Below are 20241 nucleotides of genomic sequence, written 5' to 3' on the forward strand. Positions count from 1 at the left end.
AAAATAACCCCAGTGCCGTAATATCTCATTTTGGTAATACCATTTGCAAAAAAACCTACAGATGCAAAGCTGGAAATCCAGATTAAATATAACCCCTCTTAATTACGAATTACTAATTACGTAGCTTACTTCTTACCTTTGGCAAGTATTGCGAATTACAAATTGGTATTATTATCTCAACAATTTACTAAAAACAATTTGAGTATTGGGAATTTGGAGGGGGTTGCAGAGTGGCTGATGAACGCATAGTCAATACACAACAGATTTATCCAAAGGATTTTTCCTGGGGATTATGGCCTGTTGTGCCACTCTACCCCTACGGTAGGCGGCAGACAATTCGTCAAGAAGTGCTTAAGGACACAATCTGGAATTTTGACCAGATTCAAGGCATTTTCTATGTTGTTGTACCGATTCGCATGACTGTTGTGAAGTTGGAAACCGGGGGTCTTCTCGTCTATGCGCCTGTTGCACCAACGCTAGAGTGCATCAGACTTGTGAATGAGTTGGTGGTAAAATATGGCGACATTAAGTACATCATTCTGCCAACTATCTCTGGTATAGAACACAAAGTTTTTGTTGGCCCCTTCGCCAGATACTTTCCGACTGCACAGGTGTTTGTGGCTCCTCATCAGTGGAGTTTCCCACTCAATCTTCCCCTTAGCTGGCTTGGCTTACCCCCAAAACGAACTCAAGTACTTCCAGAAGATAGTAGCAAAACACCTTTTGCTGACGAGTTTGATTATGCAATGCTGGGTCCTATCGGTCTTGGTCCTGGTAGGTTTGCGGAAGTTGCTTTTTTCCACAAGCGATCGCATACTCTTTTAGTCACGGATTCTGTGCTTTCGATCCCAGAAGATCCACCTGCGATCGTTCTCTTAGATCCATATCCTTTATTATTCCATGCCAAGGATTATGCTTCTGATATTGTTGCAGATAGTCAGGTAAATCGCCGTAAGGGTTGGCAGCGCATTTGTCTGTTTGCTTTATATTTTCAACCCAAGGCATTAGATATACGCCAATGGGGTCAGGTGTTGCAAGATTCTTTGAAAGCCCCAGAACGCTCAAGAAAAGCTTATTTTGGATTGTATCCCTTTAAATGGCAGTCAGATTGGCAGCGATCGTTTGATGCCCTGCGAGGTGATGGGCGTTTGTTTGTCGCACCAATTTTACAAACGTTGATTCTCAACCGCGCACCACAAGAAACCATTGACTGGGCTGATAAAGTTGCAAGTTGGGACTTTGAGTGGATAATTCCCTGCCACTTTGATTCGCCAATTAAAGCTAAACCGCATCAGTTTCGCCAAGCTTTCTCTTTTTTAGAAAAGCAGCCTGCTTTCAGTGGAGGTTTGATCGGCAGTAGCAGCCATCCTTTGCCAGAGGAGGATTTTAAAACACTTAGGGAAATCGATGCAGGTTTAAATAAGTTTGGCATTGTGCCAGCAGCAAAAGAGAAGGTATAGGAGAGGCAATATAGCGGTTATCAGTTGAGTGCAATACAGACCTAATCCCCAGCCCCTTCCCTACTAGCGTTGGGGAGTAAGATTCAAAGCCTCTCTCCTTTTAGGAGAGAGGAATGGAAGTGAGGTCAAACTGTATTGCTTCCATTCCAGAACCGCAGGGATGAGATGTTTTTTTAACTGGAAGTCCCTTCCCTAATGTTTGATTCCCTTAAACCGTTCTTGCGCTGCCTTAAATGCTTCTTGCATCACCAACTGAATTTTCTCTCGATCGGGTTTCTTACCTCCCATTAAATCGCCAAAGTAAACACAGGCTGCTTCCCCTAGTGCCCAAGTATAGGCGGCTGCCCAAGAAGCGGCGATCGCACTACCAATACCTGGTATAAATTTAATTAACTCACGGGCAATTGCCTGTGCTAAAAAACCACCTGCGATCGCACTCACAACGCCTCCTGCTTGAGATGGGGTAAGTGTCTGCCCATATAATTTACCCAACAGACCCACCATTGATACTTGCAAGGCGGTGAGTACGGGCATTGTGGTAAATGGTAAAGGTACAGCAGCCAGAGTTGCAGACATGATCGCAAATGGCAAAATATAACGGCGTGCAGCATCTCGGTAAAGGTTGCCAATTTGCTTCCCAACTTCTTCTCGATCTAATAACTGATAAATTGCCTGGGCTTCTGCTTGTGGGAGTAGTTCTGCTAAGGAATCTCGCAGTGCTTCTAACCCATAAAATACTTGAGTATAGCCATCTTCTTCTAAGGTAAAGTCAATCAGTACAGAGCGATCTGTTATTCCTGCGAAGGCTTGTTGCATTGCGGCAAATGCGCGGTTGACTTCCTGATAATCTGGCGGATAGCTGGGATGATCGACGATATCGCTAGGATAAACTTCGTGCAAACAGGTAACTACCAGCAGACAGGGAATATCTGGATACTTCTGGCGCAGTTGTTGGGCAATTTGTCGTAGGGTATCAGTTGCAAAATCATTAATTTTGACGGTTAAAAGCAGGATTCTGGCGGAACGAGTTTCCTGTTGTAGATCGCCAACTAACTCTTGAATAATTGTTTGAGTATCTTGTTTGACATCACCCAGACCCACCGTATCCGTAAAAATCAGTAACGGCAGGTCATTGGAAGGATAGGCATAGCGCTGGGTGTGTTGTGTGTGTGGGCGAAATCCTTGACCGACAATTTCAGCAGAAACTCCCGTCAATCCGCGCACAATAGAACTTTTTCCGGCTTGAGGTTTACCAATTAAGAGGGCTTCTGTGGTTGGCAGTTCGGCTCGGATTTTCTCTAAAATCTCTGCAACCTGAGTATCGCTCACACTAAACCATTCCACAACTGTCTGTGCCACTTGTTCTACGGGTAGGAGTTGGGTTAGACGTGTTGTTGTTTTGTTCCACACACCACCAATCTGATTTGTCCAGGAATTATCGACCGACTTGGTAATCGTTTTGTCGGTTGGTTCGCTCAATTGCTGAGAATCATGTTGCTCAGTCATTTCCATCTAAACGTAGAAAACCCTTTTACTCATCTTATAGCGATTCTCAAAAGGATAACCAGTACCGTTAGTAGTGTTATCAACCTGGGGAATTGCCTTTTGGAGGTAGCGGTGTCTCACACTCCTAGACGAATCGTCGTAGAAAAATGTAGCACAAATAATTATTGCATCGACTTGCAATGCCATTGCATCAACTGGTAATGCTATTGGGTTCTTGGCAACTTTTAGCGATCTTGGTTGGGATCTGCAACTATCGGCAAATTATTTGTTTGTGCCCTCAAACAGCACTAACCTGATTATTGACAACTGAAGTTACTTCATCCAAAAATCGATTCAGGTAGGAAAAAGTTATGGCAAATATCATTGGAACCGAAGATGACGATACCTTGAGTGCTAGCAGTTCAACAGGCGATAACCTCCTGTCTGGGGGCAATGGCAATGATTCTCTCTCCATCTCTGGCAGGGAATATAAGCAATCGTTTGAAAACTACTCCTCCTTGTCTGACTCTCGCTCCTTCGGCAATAACACCCTCAATGGTGGTGCTGGTGATGATACCTTGAGTGCTAGTGGTTCAAAAGGCAATAACCTGCTTTTTGGAGGGGATGGTAATGATTCTGTCTCCATCTCTGGCGATTTGAAAATATTTAGCAGCTATTATGGTGGCTCTAACGAAGAGTCTCGCTCTTTAGGCAATAACACGCTCAACGGTGGTGCTGGTAAAGATAACTTGAGTGCTAGTGGTTCGACAGCCGATAACCTGCTGTCTGGAAGCGATGGCAATGATACTCTCTCCGTCTCTGGCTACTACAGCCAACAGATAAAAGATGGAAACGAGGATTTTTACGGGCTTCCCAGTGACTCTAATTCCACAAACAACTCTCGCTCTTTAGGCAATAACACGCTCAATGGTGGTGCTGGCGATGATAGCTTGAGCGCTAGTGGTTCAACAGGCGATAATTTACTCTCTGGTGGCGATGGCAATGATTCTCTTTCCATCTCTGGCTATGATGATTCTAGCTCCTACTCTGAGTATGCTAACGACCAGCTCATCGACACCTACTACAACAACTACGACTCTCGCTCTTTAGGCAATAACACGCTCAACGGTGGTGCTAGTAACGATTCTTTGAATGTTGACTCTTCATTAGGCGATAATCTACTCGACGGTGGTGATGGCAATGATACCCTCACAGCCTCTGGGGCTTCTGGTAAGAATATCCTCAAAGGTGGCAGTGGTGATGATATCCTTACAGGTGGCAAAGGTAATGATAGCCTTTATGGAGGAAGTGGTAGTGATACCTTTGTTTTCAGTAGTTTAAATGAAGGACTTGATACTATTTATGGCTTCAAAGCCACTAATGAAGTAATTCAGGTGTCGTCTGCTGGTTTTAGCGGCGGTTTATCAGCAGGTATACTCTTAGCCGATCAATTTACACTTGGAACATCTGCAACCACTAGCACTGAAAGATTTATTTACAACTCCACTACAGGTGCATTGTTCTTTGACCAGGATGGCAGTACAAGCACATTTACTCAGGTACAATTTGGTTTAGTTGCTGCTGGCTTGTCATTAACCAACAACAATTTTGTTGTTGTTTAACGATAATTAGGGTTCCATCGCTGGGTAGCAAGCAAGATCATAAATTTTAAAAATGCGAGTTTTTGTAAATAATGCAGGATTTTTTGACTAATGAATCAAGTCAGCGATCGCTTTCACTAATACATCTGGATCTACTGGTTTGGAGATATGCATTTGAAATCCTGCGGCTAATGCTTGCTGCTGATTCATTTCCCCTGCATAAGCTGTCAGAGCGATCGCTGGTATGTTTCCTCCTTGTTGGGGCGATCGCGATCGCACTTCACGCATTAGCATATAACCGTCTGTTTTTGGCATTCCAATATCGCTAATTAAAACATCTGGTATCGACTCAGATAGTGCTTGTAGTGCTTCTTGTGCTGATGATACGGCAGTTACTTGCACGCCGTAGTCTTGCAAAATAAAGGTAACTAAATCGCGGATATCTGGTTCATCGTCCACTACCAAAACTTGAGTGTCCGCAAGCAGCGAAGATTCCGGCTCAGAATATGAAGACTGATTATCTTCACCCCGAACCTGTTCGCTTCTAACCAAAAGCGGTAACTCGACACTGAAGGTTGCACCCAGTCCTTCTCCAAGACTTTCGGCTTGAACATTTCCCCCATGCATTTCTACAACCTTACGCACGATCGCTAGTCCTAAACCTAATCCACCAAATGTCCTTGTAGTTGTGCCATCAGCTTGGCGAAAGTAATCGAATACATAAGGCAAAAAGTCTAGGCTAATTCCCTTACCTGTATCGCTGACCTGAATTTGAGCCTGACTATCAGCTTCCATGAGTCGAATTTCTACCCGTCCGCCTGTTGGTGTAAATTTTACCGCATTAGAAAGCAAGTTCCACACAACTTGTTGCAGCCGATTGGGATCGCCCATCACTTGTCCCAAATTGGTATCAAATAAGGTCTGAATTTGAATTGACTTGGCTTGTGCTGCTAGTTTTACCGTTTCTAGTGCTGCTTCAACTACCATTACCAAGCTGACAGGACAGACATTCAAGTTTAATTTTCCTTGGAGAATGCGCGACACATCCAACAAATCTTCAATTAGCTGGGTTTGTAACTTCGCGTTGCGTTCAATGGTTTCTAAGGCGTGATGAGTAGTTTTTTCATCAAACTTGCGAGTCCGCAGCATTTTCGACCATCCCAGAATAGAGTTGAGTGGGGTTCGCAGTTCATGGGAGAGAACCGCCAGAAATTCATCTTTAATCTTGTTGGCGATTTCTGCTTGTTGTCGTGCTGTCTTTTCGCAGTCGAGTAGGCGATCGCATTCTTTTTCAGCCAATTTGCGCTCGGTGATGTCGAGTACAAAAGCAACACCATGTTCTTGAGAGTCATTTAGCAAAGCTATCCCCAAAACAATAGGTACTCGCTTGCCGTTGCGATGAATGTATTCTTTCTCGTAAATTTTGGAAATTCCAGTGGTTTGCACCTCCAAAAGGGCGCGATCGTCTGAATCGTGATACTCAACAGGAGTAAGTTCTCGCCAATTAATTCTACCTAAAGTAGCAAACTCATCACGAGTGTAACCAGCTAGTTGAAGAAAGGCATCATTGGCATCAACGATCAAGCCATGCACATTCCAAAAAGCGACCCCAATCAGGTTTGATTCAAACAAACGCCGAAATCGCGCTTCACTTTCACGTAAAGTCTTTTCTGCCCGTTTGTGTTCGGTAATATCGCGAGAAACAGTAATTACGCCTTCAATAGTCTGGTCAACATTCCGTAATGGTGTGAGAATATATTCATAATAATGTATGCCATCACGAGTAACATATTTACACTCATCCTTAATCGGTTGCCCAGTTTTCATTACAGCAAGTCGTTGATTCTCTACCTGGGTTATTAGGTCGGTGGGTAAATCCATTTCTGGCAAACTTTTGCTGATAATATCTTGGGGATTTAAACCTAGTATAGTTGCTCCATCACGACTGACATACTGATAACAACCTTGGCGATTAAAGATGTAAATATGATCGACTGAAGCAGTGAGGATGGCATTTAAAATATTTGCCTGTTCTTGAACTTGTGTTGTGAGTTCGCGAGTACTTTCTTTTGCCTGCTTACACACAGTAGTTTCCATACAAACGCCGATCATTCGCACCGCTTGCCCTTGAGCGTTATAGATAAATTTTCCGTTTGCAGAAATCCAATGTGTACTTTGGTCTGAGCGAACTATACGAAATTCATCATTGTAGTCAGTCTTTTGTGCCAAAGCATAAGCGATCGCTTGCATTACAGATTGGCTATCTTCAGGATGAACGCACTTTTTAAACGTCTCATAAGGACTATCAGAACTACTAGGAAGTAAACCAAAAAGCAGTTCATAATTTTCCGACCAGATGACTTGATTGGTAACAATATTCCAGTCCCACAAACCCATCTGAGATACATCTAGAGTTAGCCTCAGCCGTTCTTCACTCTCCCTAATAAGTACTTCTAACTGCTGACGCGCCGCACTTTCTTGTTGGAGTTGCTCTAAAATTACTGCTACCTCTGTTGGCAGGTTGAGATGTACAGATGCATCATTCTCAATCTGCCAATCAGCAACTTTAACATGAGGCTTTTCTGCTTCTACTACTGCCAGCTTTCTTTTTAGTGCTGTTAATTGTTCCTCAAGCGCTACTTGCCTTTGTTGATAAAATATTTCTGATTGCTCTAACTCAGCTACACGCTGCCGCAAAACTGCTAATTCATTAGTGAGTTGAAAGTTAATTTTATCAACATTTTGCATATTGTACACCGCTAACATTTAACAATATCGACTTGAAGAGTAGGTATCCCCTAGTTTGATCTATGATTTTTTCAACTATCAAATGTAATCTATCAAAAGGTACATAAAGAAAAGATTATTCGAGGAATTATTTTGCTTATTGAATATTGAATATATACTTTATTAAGTAAGATAGTTTAGGAATTTCAGCCAAGAGGTATATATTAGTTTCAATGAATGTAGAGTAAGCACTTGCTCAAAATATTAATAGTGCCAACCCTAAAAAAATAGCTAGATAGCTAAATAAAGTTTATCTCTTCAATCGGATGAAAGCTGCACCAATTAATAATCCCACAACCTGCCCTAAGAAGACAACACCCGATTGATTTACGCCAACAGGAGGAATATTTAAACTGCCGATACCATAAAATAATTGTTGTACAAACCACCAAAATATATAGAAAAAGGCTGGTAGTTGGATAGGGATATACAATATTATTAGCGGCAAAACAGTGTCGATTTTAGCTTTAGGAAACTTCATAAAGTATACTCCTAAAATAGCTGCGATCGCACCATTGCCCCCAATCAATGGAACTGTCAAACTCGGTTCAGCCAGAATTTGTATTACCCCTGTCATTACACCAGCAGCCAGATAAAATCCTAGATAGCGTCCATGTCCTAGAAGATTTTCTACAGTTTTCCCAAAAACCCACAAAAATAGTAAATTTCCTAATATTTGACTAAAACTGCCGTGCAGAAATATGCCAAAAAATAGAGTAAATACCCGCCAAATGACAACTATCCAAGCAGCAGAGTTGAAAAAGAGAACATTGGTAACTGCTCCACTAATCTGCGCTGGAATCACACCCCAAGTATTGACAAAATAGCCTAATTGACCGCTAAACTCTAGTTGAAGTTCCCATAAAAATACAGCTAGGTTAATGGCAATCAACCAGTAATTAATAATTGGCTTACTTCGACAACGAATATTATCACTAATAGGAATCATATAGATTTGTCATTAGTCATTAGTCATTGGTCATTAGTCATTAGTCATTAGTCATTAGTCATTAGTCATTAGTCATTGGTCATTTGTCATTTGTCATTTGTCATTTGTCATTTGTCATTTGTCATTAGTTTTCTATTTCTGCTCCTCTGCCCCTCTGCCCCTCTGCTCCTCTGCTCCCCACTCCCTCACTCCCTCACTCCATCACTCCTTCTTAACCTGTGGCAAGATTGAAATCAGATCGCATCGCACTTAACTAGGCAAACAAGATGCTAGGAAACACACTTGTAGGAAGATACCAAATTATTAGTAACTTGGGAGGTGGGGGTTTTGGTGAAACTTTTGTGGCTTGTGATACCCAATTACCTGGTTCACCTCTATGTGTTGTTAAGAAACTCAAACCCCAGGCAAGCGATCCGGTAACTTTGGAAACAGCCAGGCGTTTATTTGATACGGAAGCACAAGTTCTGTATAAATTAGGAACTCACGATCGCATTCCTCAACTTTTAGCTTACTTTGAGGAAAATGCCGAATTCTATCTTGTACAGGAATTGATCGAAGGTCATAACCTGAGTCAAGAATTAACATCAGGTAAAATCCTCAGTCAAGAGGAAGTAATTTCACTTTTACAAGAACTTTTGGCAATCTTAGAATTTGTCCATCAACAGAATGTAATTCATCGTGATGTCAATCCCCACAATATCCTCAGACGCCAACCAGATGGCAAACTAATTTTAATTGATTTTGGTGCAGTTAAACAAATTGCAACTCAAGTTATTACTCCCCAAGGTCAAACTTTAGCAACAGTAGCTATCGGTACGCCTGGATATATTCCTGGCGAACAAGCTCATGGTACGCCAAAATTAAGCAGTGATATCTATGCTGCGGGAATAATTGCTATTCAAGCTCTTACTGGATTATCACCAGAGGAAATAGTAAAAGATGCTGATACTAATGAAATTATTTGGCACGATAAAGCTACAGTAACACCAGAATTTGCTCAATTCTTAGATAAAATGGTGTGCTACGACTTTCGGCAACGTTATCCTTCGGCAACGGTGGCATTACAAGCGCTGAAAGAGTTAAGACAACCACCCACTCAAACAATAGCGTTAACTCCTCCTTCTCCACCAAAAAATATCAACAAACCTGAACCAAAAAAAGGTATTTTAGGTAAAATTTTACTAACAATATTTTTTCTTGCTCTTGGCGGAGTAGCATCAATATTTATTTGGAATTACATTAATTCAAATAATGCCATAGAATTATCTAAACAAGGAAATACGTTTTTTGATTTACAACGCTATCAAGACGCACTAGAAGTATATGAAAAAGCCGTTAATCTTAGGCCAGATTATGCTCAAGGCTGGAATGGTCAAGGTAAAACACTAAATAAATTACGAAAATACAAAGACGCATTAGTGGCGTATGACAAAGCAATTCAAATTCAGCCAGATTATTTAGATGCTTGGATTGGACGTGGTACTGTATTGGGAAATTTACAGCGATATCAAGAAGCGATCGCCTCTTTTGATAAAGCTTTAGAATTAAAGAATGACAACTCAGAAGTCTGGAATGCTAAAGGTGAAGCTTTCAGTAATTTAAACCAATATGACCAAGCAATTAAGTCTTATGAAAAGGCAATTGAACTCAAACCAGATAATTATGAAGCTTGGTATAAAAAAGGATTAGCTTTGCAGAATTCTAGGCAATATGAAGAAGCGATCGCAGCTTATCAAAAAGTCGTTGACTTAAAACCAGACTACGAGCAAGCCTGGTATAATTTGGGGAATGCACTAGTCAATTTAAAACGCTATCAAGATGCATTTGCAGCTTATGATAAATCGGTGCAATATCAGCCAGATTATTACCAAGCTTGGATGTCTAGAGGTAATATACTGCTGAATTTACAACGTTATCCAGAAGCGATTGAATCTTTTAATCAAGTAATTAAATACAGTCCGAGAAGCTATCAAGCCTGGTATAATTTGGGTTGGTCGCTGCATCAAAACCGACGCTATGAAGAAGCAATAAAAGCTTATAATAAAGCGGCAACACTTAAGCAAAATGACTATCAACTCTGGTATAATTTAGGGAATTCACAATACATATTGCAGAAATACGAAGATGCGATCGCGTCTTATAGTAAGGCAGTTCGTTATAAAGTAGACCATTCCGAAAGCTGGTTTAGTAAAGGCAATGCTCTATTAAATTTGAAACGGTATCAGGATGCGATCGCTTCTTACGATCGAGCAATAAAATACAAACCTAATTACCAACAAGCAATAGACGGCCGCAATCAAGCCCAAATTCAACTGCAAGGCGAAAAAGCAAAACCTGTACCTGTAATTGTACCAACTCTTCCATTTCCTAATTCCACCAATCCACCGCAGACGACACCCTAAGCAACCTATCAAATTGACGGGTTAGGATTGGATCGTGTCTGTTGAATTACCAGTGCTACATCTCTCCAAAGATTGTGGATAACGCATATTTAATTAGGAGAATCTCACTTTTGTAAAAACACGCTTGTCCTGGTGAATGGAATTCGCGGCTATACAAACAAAACCCACCTCCGTGGGTTTCAAATTCTTTGAGTCCGCGTAGGCGGAATTTTCTACGAGACGCTACGCGAACGTTTGTGTAGCCGCGATTTCTAATCGCCTGGTATATTTGCAAAAGTGAGATGCTCCCTATTTAATTTCACCAAATGTCTAATCAATCCTGCGACTAGGTAACTTAGTCCCACACCGCTGACAAAACCCAGCATTTACATCATGGAAAGCTAAACCACAACCTGAACAAACTATTTCTACCTGATTAGCAGTTTTCACCACTCGCTTAATTAAATCCCCTACTTGCCAGGGAATCAGTGCGATTCCGGTAAAAATCATCAATACTGTTAGCAAGCGTCCTAATTCTGAAATTGGAATAACATCACCAAATCCTACAGTTGTCATTGTGACAACAGAGAAGTAGAATGCATCCAAAAATGTACCGTAATTTTCAGGATTAACCGGATGCTCGACTTGATAAATTAAGCCAGAGTAAATAAAAACAATTGCAAATAATGTAAATAATATTCGCGCAAAAATCATCCCATCTTCACTGCTGATACTAGCGAATAAAAACTTTCTATCTATAAATCTAATTAATCGTAAAATCCGAAACCATCGTAATAGGCGGATAAAGCTAATATCCACCATGCCTAGAAAAAATGGCAGAATGGCTATTAAGTCAATAATCGAATAAAAGCTAAAAATATACTTAATTTTGTTTTCCGCACTCCACAGGCGAAGCAAATATTCCACAGCGAAGATGATGACGATCGCAGTATCAGCTACATTTAACTGAAACCGCATATAATCAGGAATATTATATGTTTCTGCCACAAAAATTCCTGATGATATTAGCACCAAAGAGGCAAGTGTTAAATTAATTGCTTTACCTATTGGGGTTTCCAAGTCTTCTAAGTAAAATTCTGTTTCTTGTCTGCTCAGTAACATATTCGACCATTAATACATCTTAATTCCCAGTTATAACATTAGAAATACGATATTATTAAGCATTATCCTTATGTTAACCTCAGCTTATATGAACCCAGAATCTTTTATGCGTTTAGCATTGGCAGAAGCAAAAAAAGGCGATGCACCCTACGGTGCAGTGATTGTTAAAGATAACGAAGTCGTTTCCGTAGCTCATAATACTGTGAGGAGAGACAACGATCCATCAGCCCATGCAGAAATCAATGCTATTCGTAGTTTAACAGCTAAACTGAAAAAACCCTCTTTAGAAGGTTATAGCATATATACAACTGGCGAACCTTGTCCGATGTGTGCAACTGCTTGTGTTTGGAGTGGTTTATCAGAGATTGTATATGGTGCTTCAATTCAAGATTTAATTTCAGTAAATCAATCACAAATTAATATATCTTGCGAAGAGGTAATCGATAAGTCATTTAGGAAAATAAAAGTCACAAAAGACGTTTTAAAAAATGAATGTTTAGAATTATTTAAATAAGCTATCAAAAAACTTATTTTTCGAGTATCCCTTTCAACGTAACTCGAAAAATCTCGTTCTTTCTCTTTGTGCCACAGACACTTTGCTCAAGTCGGAAAACTTTCCCAAGCAAGTATCATTCTCTGGGCATCTGCGGTTTAAAAGTAATTTCCTAAGGAATATTCATTTATTTATGTCAATGCGTAATCCCTAAAATATTCGCATATATTTCATAGTTTTCTGGGTCATAGCAGCAAAAAATTATTCTTTGTGGACGACCATTCTTTTGTAGCTGTTCATCGCATACTTTCACTGCTACCTCAGCCGCTAAAGCTTTAGGATATTTATAAATCCCAGTACTAATGCAAGGAAATACCAAACTATTAAACTCTTTATCTGCGGCAATTTGCATACATTTATAGTAACACTGAGCCAGAAGTTCAGGTTCTCCGTCATTACCTCCTCGCCATACTGGGCCTACGGTATGAATGATGAAGCTTGCAGGTAAGCGATATCCTTTGGTTAGTTTAGCATCACCAATCTTACATCCTCTAAGTGACCTACACTCATCTACTAGGCCCGATCCAGATGCCTTGTGTATCGCTCCATCTACGCCGCTACCTCCAAGCAGACTAGTATTTGCAGCATTGACGATGGCATCAACTTCTAGCTTTGTGATATCACCCAAAATCACTTCCATAAAACAATTAAGCCCAATCAAGACTAATCTATACACTACAAGTGTAGTATATAGTTGTCTACCATACAGTTTTAGCTTTAAGCTTAACGATCGCTCTGCTTAAGGCGATCAGCGATCGCCTGCTTTTTGCTGATTTATTCAATCATTTATTGTCTACTTTATTAATGCGTAAGTTATGATTTTTTTATTTGTATAAGTAGCTCGGTAAAGAATTACGAATTATTTAACTTGGCTCATTCAAATAAGATAAATATGTATTTGCCCAAATCGCAGCTTGAGTGCGATCGCGCAAATTTAATCTGTTTAAAATATTCGTAACATGATTTTTTACTGTTCCCTCAGAAATGTAGAGTCCGTGAGCAATTTCTCGGTTACTAGCGCCTGTAGCAATTAACCGCAAAACCTCTTTTTCTCTAGGAGTAAGTTCAGCTAAACTAGATGGTACAGGCGGTGAATGAGTTGGTGCAACAGGAGAAAATTGAGTCAACAGCTTTTTAACTATACCTGGACCTAGTTGCGTATATCCTTTATGAACAGCACGAATAGCAACAGCTAATTCCTCTGATGGTGTATCTTTCAATAAATAACCCATAGCCCCATTTTTTAAAGCTGCTGACACATATTCATCATCATCAAAAGTCGTTAGTACTAAAATCTTAGTTTTGGCAAAACGTTTTTGAATCTCTTTTGTGGCTGCAACTCCATCCATAATCGGCATTCTGATATCTAGCAATATTACGTCTGGCTGAAATTCTGCAACCAAATTAATCGCTTGTTCGCCGTTTTCGGCTTCTCCAACTATTTCTAAATCTGGTTCTAGTTCCAATAATGCTCTTAATCCTTGACGAATTAAGCTTTGGTCATCTACCAGCAATACTTTAATCATTATGTTAACCATGTTAATGGAATATTAACTGTAATTTTGCAACCAGAGCCAAGAGCGCTATTAATATTAAACTGACCCCCAAGTGCTAAAGTGCGATCGCGCATACTATGAAGTCCAAAACCAGTAGTATTTTGCCCTACGTCAAAACCTTTACCATTATCCTGAATTATCAATCGTAAATTGCCTTTAGTCGTAGTAAGTTCCAATTTTACCTCTGTGGCATAGGCATATTTAGATATATTAGTTAAAGATTCTTGAGTAATCCGGTAAATAGCAGTATTTATTTCAGGGGGCAGAGAATATTCTAGATTGATTTGATAAATTGGTAATATCCCATTAAAGCGATGAAAATTTTCTGAGAGACTAGCGATCGCATCTTCTAAAGATTGTTCTTGTAAGGGATTATAACGCATAGTAGAAACAGATTGACGAACATCTTTTAGCGCCTTTGAACCCAATTCCTTTGCAGTTGCGAGGAATGTTTCAGCCTTACCTGGGTTAGATTGCCATAGTTTTAAAGCAGTTTCTAATTGCAGATTTAAAGCAGTCAGAGAGTGTCCTAATGAATCATGAATTTCACGAGCAATGCGGTTACGTTCTTCTAAGGTAGCTTGATTTTCAATTTGCATGGCATATTGACGGAGTTTGTCGTTAGCAAGAGCTAGCTTTTCTCGACTTTGGCGTTCAGACAAAACTGCATTCATCATCAACAACACAAAAACTAAACTTAAGCCAAATACTAGCGACGAATTCAAAATCAAAAATCGATATCGCTCTTGTGCCTGCGGCGATGCTTGAAAATTGAATAACTGATATTTTAGTTGTGTAGTAACTAAAAATAAGGCAAATGACAAAGCTGTAACGAATAAGCGCCCATTTAACTGAAAAATTAGACAACTACGAGTCACTAAAATTATATAGAGAAAAGGAAAAAGCCGAGCAAATCTTTCCCCAAAAAGTCCAACTATTAAAATTAATAAAATTTCAATAGCTGTATATATTATCTTAGTTGTCTGGTTATTTCTGGGTAATCTTAAGCCCATTAACGCAAAAATAATCAGACTATAAATTGATAGCTCTGGCAATATACTACAAACTGACAAGTCTGGAAATGCACCACAAATTGATAGTTCTGGAAGCTTGGGACGAAAACGCCGTAACGGAGGTGGTATAACAGCTGTCAATGCGGTGATCGCCAGTAATGTCCACTCCAAATAAAGCAGAGACGGAAAAGGATGTTTCTTAATTTCAATTGGACGACTCATTAGTCGCATTGCTCCAGTTATAAGTTATGAATTAGAAGTTAATAATTCCGAAAAATCGAGCAGATATTTCACCGCTTAAGTTTTTCGCTGACTAAAAAATCAAAAGTAAATTCAAAGAACAGAACAGTTAGTTAATCAGCTAGATAATGACTTATGAAATCATCATAATCAAAATTTTCATAATTTATAACTCCTAACTCCTAACTTCTAACTCTTAACTATCTATTGTCAATCATGACTAAAGTCATGGTTATAACCATGACTTTCTCCTCATGTAACTGCTAAAGATAAGTTCTTATGATGGTGGCATCCAACCAGGAAAAACCCACCAAACAAGTAATGAAACTCAAAGCATTATCGCTAGTTGCTTCCGCGATCGCTCTCACTTTAACTGCAACCTCCTTTGCTGTTCACGCTCAAACAGCCTCTCCTTCACCCCTGTTACTCGCACAAACTCCACAAAAAGAAAGAGGCCCTTGGAAAGAGTTGGGTCTAACAGATGCCCAAAAAGCCCAAATTCAGACGATTCGCCGCGATAGCCGCGCTAAATTTGAAGCAGTTTTGACCCCAGAACAAAAAGCAAAATTAGAGGCAGCAAAACAAGCACGTCGGGCTGAGTGGCAAGCGCGTAAGGCTCAGGGGCAAACAGGTCAAGGTCAACGGCAACCCGGCCAACGTCGAGGAAAAGGTGGTTTTGGTGACTTAAATCTGACTGAAGCACAAAAAACCCAAATGCGACAAATCCGTGAGTCTGAAAAACAACAGATTCAAGCAGTCTTAACCCCGGAACAGCGTCAAAAATTAGAGCAATTCCGTCAAAATGCTCCTTCACGCCGTCAACAAGGCAATCCTCAATAATCATCTTTCAAAAAATAATAATTCTGGGGTGGGCAGTACTCGCCCATCTCAATCCCAAAATAGATAGATTATGATGCAACCCTTTGCGGCTTCACCAAATCCCGCTCCTCGTCTGCAACACGTTTTAGATGTACTCGATCGCATCGCACAAGCGCAGGGGCGAGATGTTCCCCAAATTCTGGAAATAGAGAAATTGCGTTTCCTCCCTACTGGCACTTTTGGCAGAACTTGGGCAGACTTCCTCAATGAACACAATTTAAAACCCTTTACTACAGGTAGCCGCCGTAAACAACTCCATGACGGGGTTCACGTTCTCACAGGCTATGGCACAGACCTCATTGGTGAAGCAGAAGTACAGGCATTTTTATTAGGAACAAAATTTAGCATAACTAACTTGATGTTGGGACTAGGACTGTTGCGAGTCATCCATAAAAACTTAAATTCTCGACGACAATTCACCTGGCACAGACTTTGGCAAGCATACCAACGCGGTTGTCACTCTCACTTTGACCCAGATACTTGGCAACCAGAATTACTTTGGCACTTACCCTTGACTGATGTCCAGGTATTGTTTTCCATAGTTAAAAATTAACAGACTTCTTGCAGAAGATGCGGAAAGGGGAAAACTTCATCCCCTTTCCCTTTCCCTATTTTGAGTGTTGTTAGCGGATAGCTAGGGTTTAGCCCGTGCTGAGTTCTGAGTTCAATTTAGTAGACTTTCAAGATCGTTTTGAGTTATGAGTTAATCAAAACTCCTAGCTTAATTAAGATGTCCAAAGAATTCGCAATTGGTAGTAAAGTCCGTGTTGTGGCGCTACCAGCCTACGTCAAAACTGCTGAACCTATGCCCATGTTGCGCCCTCCCAATGTCATTCACATTGGTGAAGAAGGTATAGTCATTGACCGCAGACCCGGTGGATATTGGGGTATTCGCTTTGCTAGGGGGGCTTTTCTCTTAGATAGTCAATATATCGAAAGCACAGATACCCCTGCCGAATCTCACTTAGAATAAGATTTCTCGCAACCAAGAATTGTAAACTTGTGTAAAGTTGTGATTCTGCTTTACACCATGATTTCTCGCCGCACTTTTTTAAGCATATTATTTGCCAGCTGTATTTCTGTCATCAGCTGGCTGAATTTTACCCCTGCTGCTGATGCTATGGGTGGTAAACTTCCGGCAATTAATCAACCCGCACCAGAGTTTACTTTGCCAACCAACACAGGTGATGGCAAAATTTCCCTCTCTGACTTGCGCGGTAAATGGCTAGTCTTGTACTTTTATCCTAAAGACTTCACGTCTGGTTGTACTATAGAGGCTCGTCGTTTTCAGCAAGACTTACCCCAATACCTTGAAAAAAATACCCAAATTATTGGTGTTAGTGCCGATGACATTGATTCCCACGCCAAATTTTGTGATTCAGAGGGACTAAAATTCCCGCTGTTGGCTGACACTGATGGTTCAGTGAGTAAAGCTTACGGTTCGTGGCTCGGCTTTTTATCTATGCGCCACAGTTTTATCATCGATCCTCAAGGCGTCTTGCGCGAGACTTTTGTCAAAGTCAACCCAACTATTCACAGTTCAGAAGTGCTGGCACGACTAGAAAAATTACAGTCCACAGCTTCTTAAACTTCCATATATCAAAAAGGGGCTTAAGCCCCTTTTTTTAACTCACAATAAACCCATATTTTTTGAGTACAGTTTTGACTTCACTGCCAGATAGAAACTGGACAAATTCTTTGGCAGCAGAAGTATTTTTACTGCTTTTAATTATTGCTACCGGATAGACAATCGGTGAGTGAAATTTATCATCAGCAGCAACTACGACTTTTACCTTGTTGGAAATTTTGGCATCAGTGGCATAAACTAAACCCGCTTCGGCGTTACCACTTTCTACTGCTGCTAAAACTTGACGCACATTGTTAGCAAAGACAAATTTCGACTTGAGGCGATCGTAAAGTTTCAATTTCTTCAAGACTTGCTCGCCATATTGACCGGCGGGTACGCTTCTTGGTTCACCGATCGCAATTTTTTTAATCTTACTATCTGTTAAATTGTAGAAGCTATTGATGCCAACAACATCCTGAGCCACAATCAAGACTAGACGGTTATTTGCCAGGTTAGTACGGCTACCCGGTAGCAATAGTCCTTTTTGTTCCAAGGCATCCACTTGCTTTTTGCCAGCAGAAATAAAGATATCCGCTGGCGCACCTTGCTCAATCTGTTGCTGCAAGGCACCAGAGGCCCCAAAGTTATAACTAATATTGATATTTGATTTACTTTGTTGGTACAAAGGCTTAATTTCTTCCAGTGCCTCTTTTAAGCTGGCGGCTGCGGATACAAGTATGCTGGTGTTCGACTGTGCTATTACAGGAGAAGGAGGAAGCAACGGTAAACCAATTGCTAGCAGCAAGCCAGCGATCGCTATACCCAGGAAGCCAAAAATTTGTCTTCTTTTCATATAAAAGGCGTTTGAAAGGTTTCTTCCATAAAATTGATGCTAGGTAAAATAGTACCAAAAATACCAACATTTAACCAACTAAAGCGGTAAAAAATATGCCTAGAAAAGAACAAGGGTGGGTCACATTCCAAACCTCAGAAGAGGAGCGAAAGATTTTGGAAGAGTTTTGTGGCCAGTCTCAGCGAACTAAGACCGAGATTCTCCGGGAACTGGTACGTGGTCTTAATCAACACTCTTCACCATCAAACTTGCTACCATCCATAAACACAGAAGAGGAAGATATCTACACTCAAATGCCTGAGATAGAAATTAGTCTTCAAAAGAAACCACTCAAAGTTAGCTCTCGCAATATTCTCAAGGGTGTTGTTAAGCGAGTTGTTACTGGAGCCGTTAATAGTGAAGTAACGCTGGAGATTGTTCACAAAGTTGAGTTAACTTCAATTATCACCAGAGTATCGGTAGAAGAGTTGGATTTATCTGAGGGGAAAGAAGCTTATGCTGTTATTAAGTCCAACGATATAGTTATTGCCAGAGAATAGGCTGTGATGATGTCTCTGAACCATTGCTTGGGGTTCACTATTCACTCAAAAGAAAGGATCTGAAATGTTCTCATGAATCATTCGGAGTTGCTGTAAAAATTAATTAATGCTACACAAATAAATTTATATTTCGCTAAATACTTCAGTAGGTAAACTGGGCTACGAACAGCGCAGCCCTTGTTTACCACTCTGTAGCTTATGAAAGCGCCGCTACTGCTTCTTGCTTCTCAGCTTTGTTCTTCAATACGGTTGGTAGTTCGCTGTTGAACGCCTCACCTTCAACCACTTGCGATCGGAAACCATCAGGCCCAACTGGAACATCGCCCGTGATGGTGGTGCGATAAAGGACGCGCTCGACTTCCAGATGATCCAAGTCTTGAGGGGCCAAATGGGAGGTGGCGCGGTTGTCCCAGAACGCAATATCACCGTTATTCCAGCGGAAGCGGGTGGTGTAGGCGGGCTTGGCGATCTGGTTGAAGAATAACTCAAGCAGCAGATCGCTCTCTTGTCGTGATACGTCAAGAATGTGCGAGGTGAAGCCAGGGTTGACGTACAATGCGCGTTCACCAGTCTCAGGATGAACCCTTACTACTGGGTGGATTGAAACCAGGGGATTGGCTGCGATGCGCTGGGCAATCTTGCTGTTGCTGGGGAAATTCAAACGCGCATTGAAACGATGTTCGGCTTTTAATGTGTCTGCCAACGCCCGTAGGGGTGCTGATAGACCTTCATAGGCTGCAACTAAATTTGTCCATTGTGTGTCACCACCGAAGCTAGGGACATTAACCGCACGCAAAATTGAAGCCGCAGGTGGGTTGACAACTGCTGTTACATCGGTGTGCCAACGGCTCTCGTAGCTGGAACGGCGCAGACCATTGCGCCGCTCGTATCGGCTGCGGTCAATGGGCAGGATTTCTGAGAAGCCTTCAATCGGCTCATCTTCGTGGGGATGTGCGTAGGTCACTTCGCCGAAACGAGCCGTGAATGCAATCTGTGCCGCATGATCGATGTTTTGACCGCGAAAGAACACGACTTTCCACTTCAATAGTGCTTGACGAATTTCTTTGACCGCATCATCGTGCAAAGGACGCGACAAATCTACGCCGCTAATTTCGGCACCGATGAAACCTGCTACTTGTTTGACCTCAATGTGTTTATTGCTCATGTTAATTCTCCATAGTTTGATCGATAGGGCGGTACGGTGTTCGTACTCGTCCGTTTATTTGAGATATGTTGCTTGCGCTTAATGGCTACAT

The 20241-nt window shown here is 41.0% G+C and carries 20 protein-coding genes; 9 read left to right on the forward strand and 11 right to left on the reverse strand.

What is annotated here, in order from left to right:
• Window positions 1-230 precede the first annotated feature (230 nt).
• Window positions 231-1460 (forward strand): DUF4336 domain-containing protein, encoded by a 1230-nt coding sequence (locus V7K53_RS06115; RefSeq protein ID WP_335196719.1) that lies wholly within the window; start codon window positions 231-233, stop codon window positions 1458-1460.
• 192 nt (window positions 1461-1652) lie between these two features.
• Here V7K53_RS06115 and V7K53_RS06120 read toward each other — a convergent pair whose 3' ends face one another.
• Both V7K53_RS06120 and V7K53_RS06125 read right to left on the reverse strand, forming a co-directional pair.
• The gene (locus V7K53_RS06120; RefSeq protein ID WP_335196720.1) at window positions 1653-2966 is read right to left on the reverse strand and encodes a GTPase family protein; all 1314 of its coding nucleotides are present in this window, start codon (window positions 2964-2966) and stop codon (window positions 1653-1655) included.
• Window positions 2967-2972: 6 nt separating this feature from the next.
• Window positions 2973-3152 carry a hypothetical protein gene (locus tag V7K53_RS06125; RefSeq protein ID WP_335196721.1) on the reverse strand — a complete coding sequence of 60 codons (180 nt, stop codon included), beginning with the start codon at window positions 3150-3152 and terminating at the stop codon, window positions 2973-2975.
• Window positions 3153-3316: 164 nt separating this feature from the next.
• Here V7K53_RS06125 and V7K53_RS06130 point away from each other — a divergent pair, with 164 nt between their 5' ends.
• Window positions 3317-4567, forward strand: a complete 1251-nt coding sequence (locus V7K53_RS06130) for a calcium-binding protein (protein WP_335196722.1) — start codon at window positions 3317-3319, stop codon at window positions 4565-4567.
• Between the two features lie 87 nt (window positions 4568-4654).
• Here the strand turns inward: V7K53_RS06130 and V7K53_RS06135 are convergent, their stop codons facing one another.
• Both V7K53_RS06135 and V7K53_RS06140 read right to left on the reverse strand, forming a co-directional pair.
• On the reverse strand, window positions 4655-7294 hold the full coding sequence (locus V7K53_RS06135; protein WP_335196723.1) for a hybrid sensor histidine kinase/response regulator: 2640 nt from the start codon (window positions 7292-7294) through the stop codon (window positions 4655-4657).
• Window positions 7295-7583: 289 nt separating this feature from the next.
• Window positions 7584-8282: a rhomboid family intramembrane serine protease gene (locus tag V7K53_RS06140; protein WP_335196724.1), complete on the reverse strand. Its 699-nt coding sequence runs from the start codon at window positions 8280-8282 to the stop codon at window positions 7584-7586.
• A 266-nt stretch (window positions 8283-8548) separates the two neighbouring features.
• On the opposite strand from V7K53_RS06140, the gene V7K53_RS06145 reads away from it, so the two are divergent.
• Entirely contained in the window at window positions 8549-10684 is a 2136-nt protein-coding gene (locus V7K53_RS06145; protein WP_335196725.1) for a tetratricopeptide repeat protein, read from the forward strand.
• Between the two features lie 55 nt (window positions 10685-10739).
• Here V7K53_RS06145 and V7K53_RS06150 read toward each other — a convergent pair whose 3' ends face one another.
• A complete protein-coding gene (locus tag V7K53_RS06150) occupies window positions 10740-10958 on the reverse strand; it encodes a hypothetical protein (protein WP_335196727.1) in 219 nt (72 codons plus the stop codon).
• A gap of 35 nt (window positions 10959-10993) precedes the next feature.
• Window positions 10994-11785 carry an ion transporter gene (locus V7K53_RS06155; protein WP_335196728.1) on the reverse strand — a complete coding sequence of 264 codons (792 nt, stop codon included), beginning with the start codon at window positions 11783-11785 and terminating at the stop codon, window positions 10994-10996.
• 88 nt (window positions 11786-11873) lie between these two features.
• Here V7K53_RS06155 and V7K53_RS06160 point away from each other — a divergent pair, with 88 nt between their 5' ends.
• Entirely contained in the window at window positions 11874-12299 is a 426-nt protein-coding gene (locus V7K53_RS06160; protein WP_335196749.1) for a nucleoside deaminase, read from the forward strand.
• 175 nt (window positions 12300-12474) lie between these two features.
• Here the strand turns inward: V7K53_RS06160 and V7K53_RS06165 are convergent, their stop codons facing one another.
• The 3 genes from V7K53_RS06165 to V7K53_RS06175 all read right to left on the reverse strand — a co-directional run bounded on the left by V7K53_RS06165 (window position 12475) and on the right by V7K53_RS06175 (window position 15129).
• On the reverse strand, window positions 12475-12978 hold the full coding sequence (locus tag V7K53_RS06165) for an O-acetyl-ADP-ribose deacetylase (protein ID WP_335196729.1): 504 nt from the start codon (window positions 12976-12978) through the stop codon (window positions 12475-12477).
• A gap of 223 nt (window positions 12979-13201) precedes the next feature.
• Window positions 13202-13864 (reverse strand): response regulator transcription factor, encoded by a 663-nt coding sequence (locus V7K53_RS06170; protein ID WP_335196730.1) that lies wholly within the window; start codon window positions 13862-13864, stop codon window positions 13202-13204.
• Window positions 13864-15129, reverse strand: a complete 1266-nt coding sequence (locus tag V7K53_RS06175; RefSeq protein WP_335196731.1) for a sensor histidine kinase — start codon at window positions 15127-15129, stop codon at window positions 13864-13866. The genes V7K53_RS06170 and V7K53_RS06175 overlap by 1 nt, the downstream gene beginning before the upstream one ends.
• A 339-nt stretch (window positions 15130-15468) precedes the next feature.
• Between V7K53_RS06175 and V7K53_RS06180 the strand changes: the two genes are divergently transcribed.
• From V7K53_RS06180 to V7K53_RS06195, 4 genes are all read left to right on the forward strand, one after another.
• Window positions 15469-15987, forward strand: a complete 519-nt coding sequence (locus tag V7K53_RS06180; protein ID WP_334901080.1) for a Spy/CpxP family protein refolding chaperone — start codon at window positions 15469-15471, stop codon at window positions 15985-15987.
• Between the two features lie 70 nt (window positions 15988-16057).
• Complete coding sequence (locus tag V7K53_RS06185) at window positions 16058-16579, forward strand: Coq4 family protein (protein ID WP_335196732.1); 522 nt, start codon at window positions 16058-16060, stop codon at window positions 16577-16579.
• A gap of 177 nt (window positions 16580-16756) precedes the next feature.
• Window positions 16757-16999 carry a regulatory protein SipA gene (sipA, locus tag V7K53_RS06190; protein ID WP_292737954.1) on the forward strand — a complete coding sequence of 81 codons (243 nt, stop codon included), beginning with the start codon at window positions 16757-16759 and terminating at the stop codon, window positions 16997-16999.
• A 57-nt stretch (window positions 17000-17056) separates the two neighbouring features.
• The gene (locus V7K53_RS06195) at window positions 17057-17614 is read left to right on the forward strand and encodes a peroxiredoxin (RefSeq protein ID WP_094347648.1); all 558 of its coding nucleotides are present in this window, start codon (window positions 17057-17059) and stop codon (window positions 17612-17614) included.
• 37 nt (window positions 17615-17651) lie between these two features.
• Here V7K53_RS06195 and modA read toward each other — a convergent pair whose 3' ends face one another.
• Window positions 17652-18446, reverse strand: coding sequence for a molybdate ABC transporter substrate-binding protein (gene modA / locus V7K53_RS06200; RefSeq protein WP_335196733.1), 795 nt, complete (start codon window positions 18444-18446; stop codon window positions 17652-17654).
• Window positions 18447-18541: 95 nt separating this feature from the next.
• Here modA and V7K53_RS06205 point away from each other — a divergent pair, with 95 nt between their 5' ends.
• The gene (locus V7K53_RS06205) at window positions 18542-18985 is read left to right on the forward strand and encodes a TOBE domain-containing protein (RefSeq protein ID WP_094347650.1); all 444 of its coding nucleotides are present in this window, start codon (window positions 18542-18544) and stop codon (window positions 18983-18985) included.
• A gap of 196 nt (window positions 18986-19181) precedes the next feature.
• Here the strand turns inward: V7K53_RS06205 and V7K53_RS06210 are convergent, their stop codons facing one another.
• Window positions 19182-20150 (reverse strand): TauD/TfdA dioxygenase family protein, encoded by a 969-nt coding sequence (locus V7K53_RS06210; protein WP_335196734.1) that lies wholly within the window; start codon window positions 20148-20150, stop codon window positions 19182-19184.
• Window positions 20151-20241 lie beyond the last annotated feature (91 nt).

It is taken from the genome of Nostoc sp., assembly GCF_036917355.1.
GTDB lineage: Bacteria > Cyanobacteriota > Cyanobacteriia > Cyanobacteriales > Nostocaceae > Nostoc.

Excerpts from the sequence above, each read along its gene's own strand:
- V7K53_RS06120 (WP_335196720.1), bottom strand. The coding sequence starts at position 2,966 with ATGACTGAGCAACATGATTCTCAGCAATTGAGCGAACCAACCGACAAA.
- V7K53_RS06125 (WP_335196721.1), bottom strand. The coding sequence starts at position 3,152 with ATGGCATTGCAAGTCGATGCAATAATTATTTGTGCTACATTTTTCTAC.
- V7K53_RS06130 (WP_335196722.1), top strand. The coding sequence starts at position 3,317 with ATGGCAAATATCATTGGAACCGAAGATGACGATACCTTGAGTGCTAGC.
- V7K53_RS06135 (WP_335196723.1), bottom strand. The coding sequence starts at position 7,294 with ATGCAAAATGTTGATAAAATTAACTTTCAACTCACTAATGAATTAGCA.
- V7K53_RS06140 (WP_335196724.1), bottom strand. The coding sequence starts at position 8,282 with ATGATTCCTATTAGTGATAATATTCGTTGTCGAAGTAAGCCAATTATT.
- V7K53_RS06145 (WP_335196725.1), top strand. The coding sequence starts at position 8,549 with ATGCTAGGAAACACACTTGTAGGAAGATACCAAATTATTAGTAACTTG.
- V7K53_RS06155 (WP_335196728.1), bottom strand. The coding sequence starts at position 11,785 with ATGTTACTGAGCAGACAAGAAACAGAATTTTACTTAGAAGACTTGGAA.
- V7K53_RS06160 (WP_335196749.1), top strand. The coding sequence starts at position 11,874 with ATGAACCCAGAATCTTTTATGCGTTTAGCATTGGCAGAAGCAAAAAAA.
- V7K53_RS06165 (WP_335196729.1), bottom strand. The coding sequence starts at position 12,978 with ATGGAAGTGATTTTGGGTGATATCACAAAGCTAGAAGTTGATGCCATC.
- V7K53_RS06170 (WP_335196730.1), bottom strand. The coding sequence starts at position 13,864 with ATGATTAAAGTATTGCTGGTAGATGACCAAAGCTTAATTCGTCAAGGA.
- V7K53_RS06175 (WP_335196731.1), bottom strand. The coding sequence starts at position 15,129 with ATGAGTCGTCCAATTGAAATTAAGAAACATCCTTTTCCGTCTCTGCTT.
- V7K53_RS06180 (WP_334901080.1), top strand. The coding sequence starts at position 15,469 with ATGAAACTCAAAGCATTATCGCTAGTTGCTTCCGCGATCGCTCTCACT.
- V7K53_RS06185 (WP_335196732.1), top strand. The coding sequence starts at position 16,058 with ATGATGCAACCCTTTGCGGCTTCACCAAATCCCGCTCCTCGTCTGCAA.
- sipA (WP_292737954.1), top strand. The coding sequence starts at position 16,757 with ATGTCCAAAGAATTCGCAATTGGTAGTAAAGTCCGTGTTGTGGCGCTA.
- V7K53_RS06195 (WP_094347648.1), top strand. The coding sequence starts at position 17,057 with ATGATTTCTCGCCGCACTTTTTTAAGCATATTATTTGCCAGCTGTATT.
- modA (WP_335196733.1), bottom strand. The coding sequence starts at position 18,446 with ATGAAAAGAAGACAAATTTTTGGCTTCCTGGGTATAGCGATCGCTGGC.
- V7K53_RS06205 (WP_094347650.1), top strand. The coding sequence starts at position 18,542 with ATGCCTAGAAAAGAACAAGGGTGGGTCACATTCCAAACCTCAGAAGAG.
- V7K53_RS06210 (WP_335196734.1), bottom strand. The coding sequence starts at position 20,150 with ATGAGCAATAAACACATTGAGGTCAAACAAGTAGCAGGTTTCATCGGT.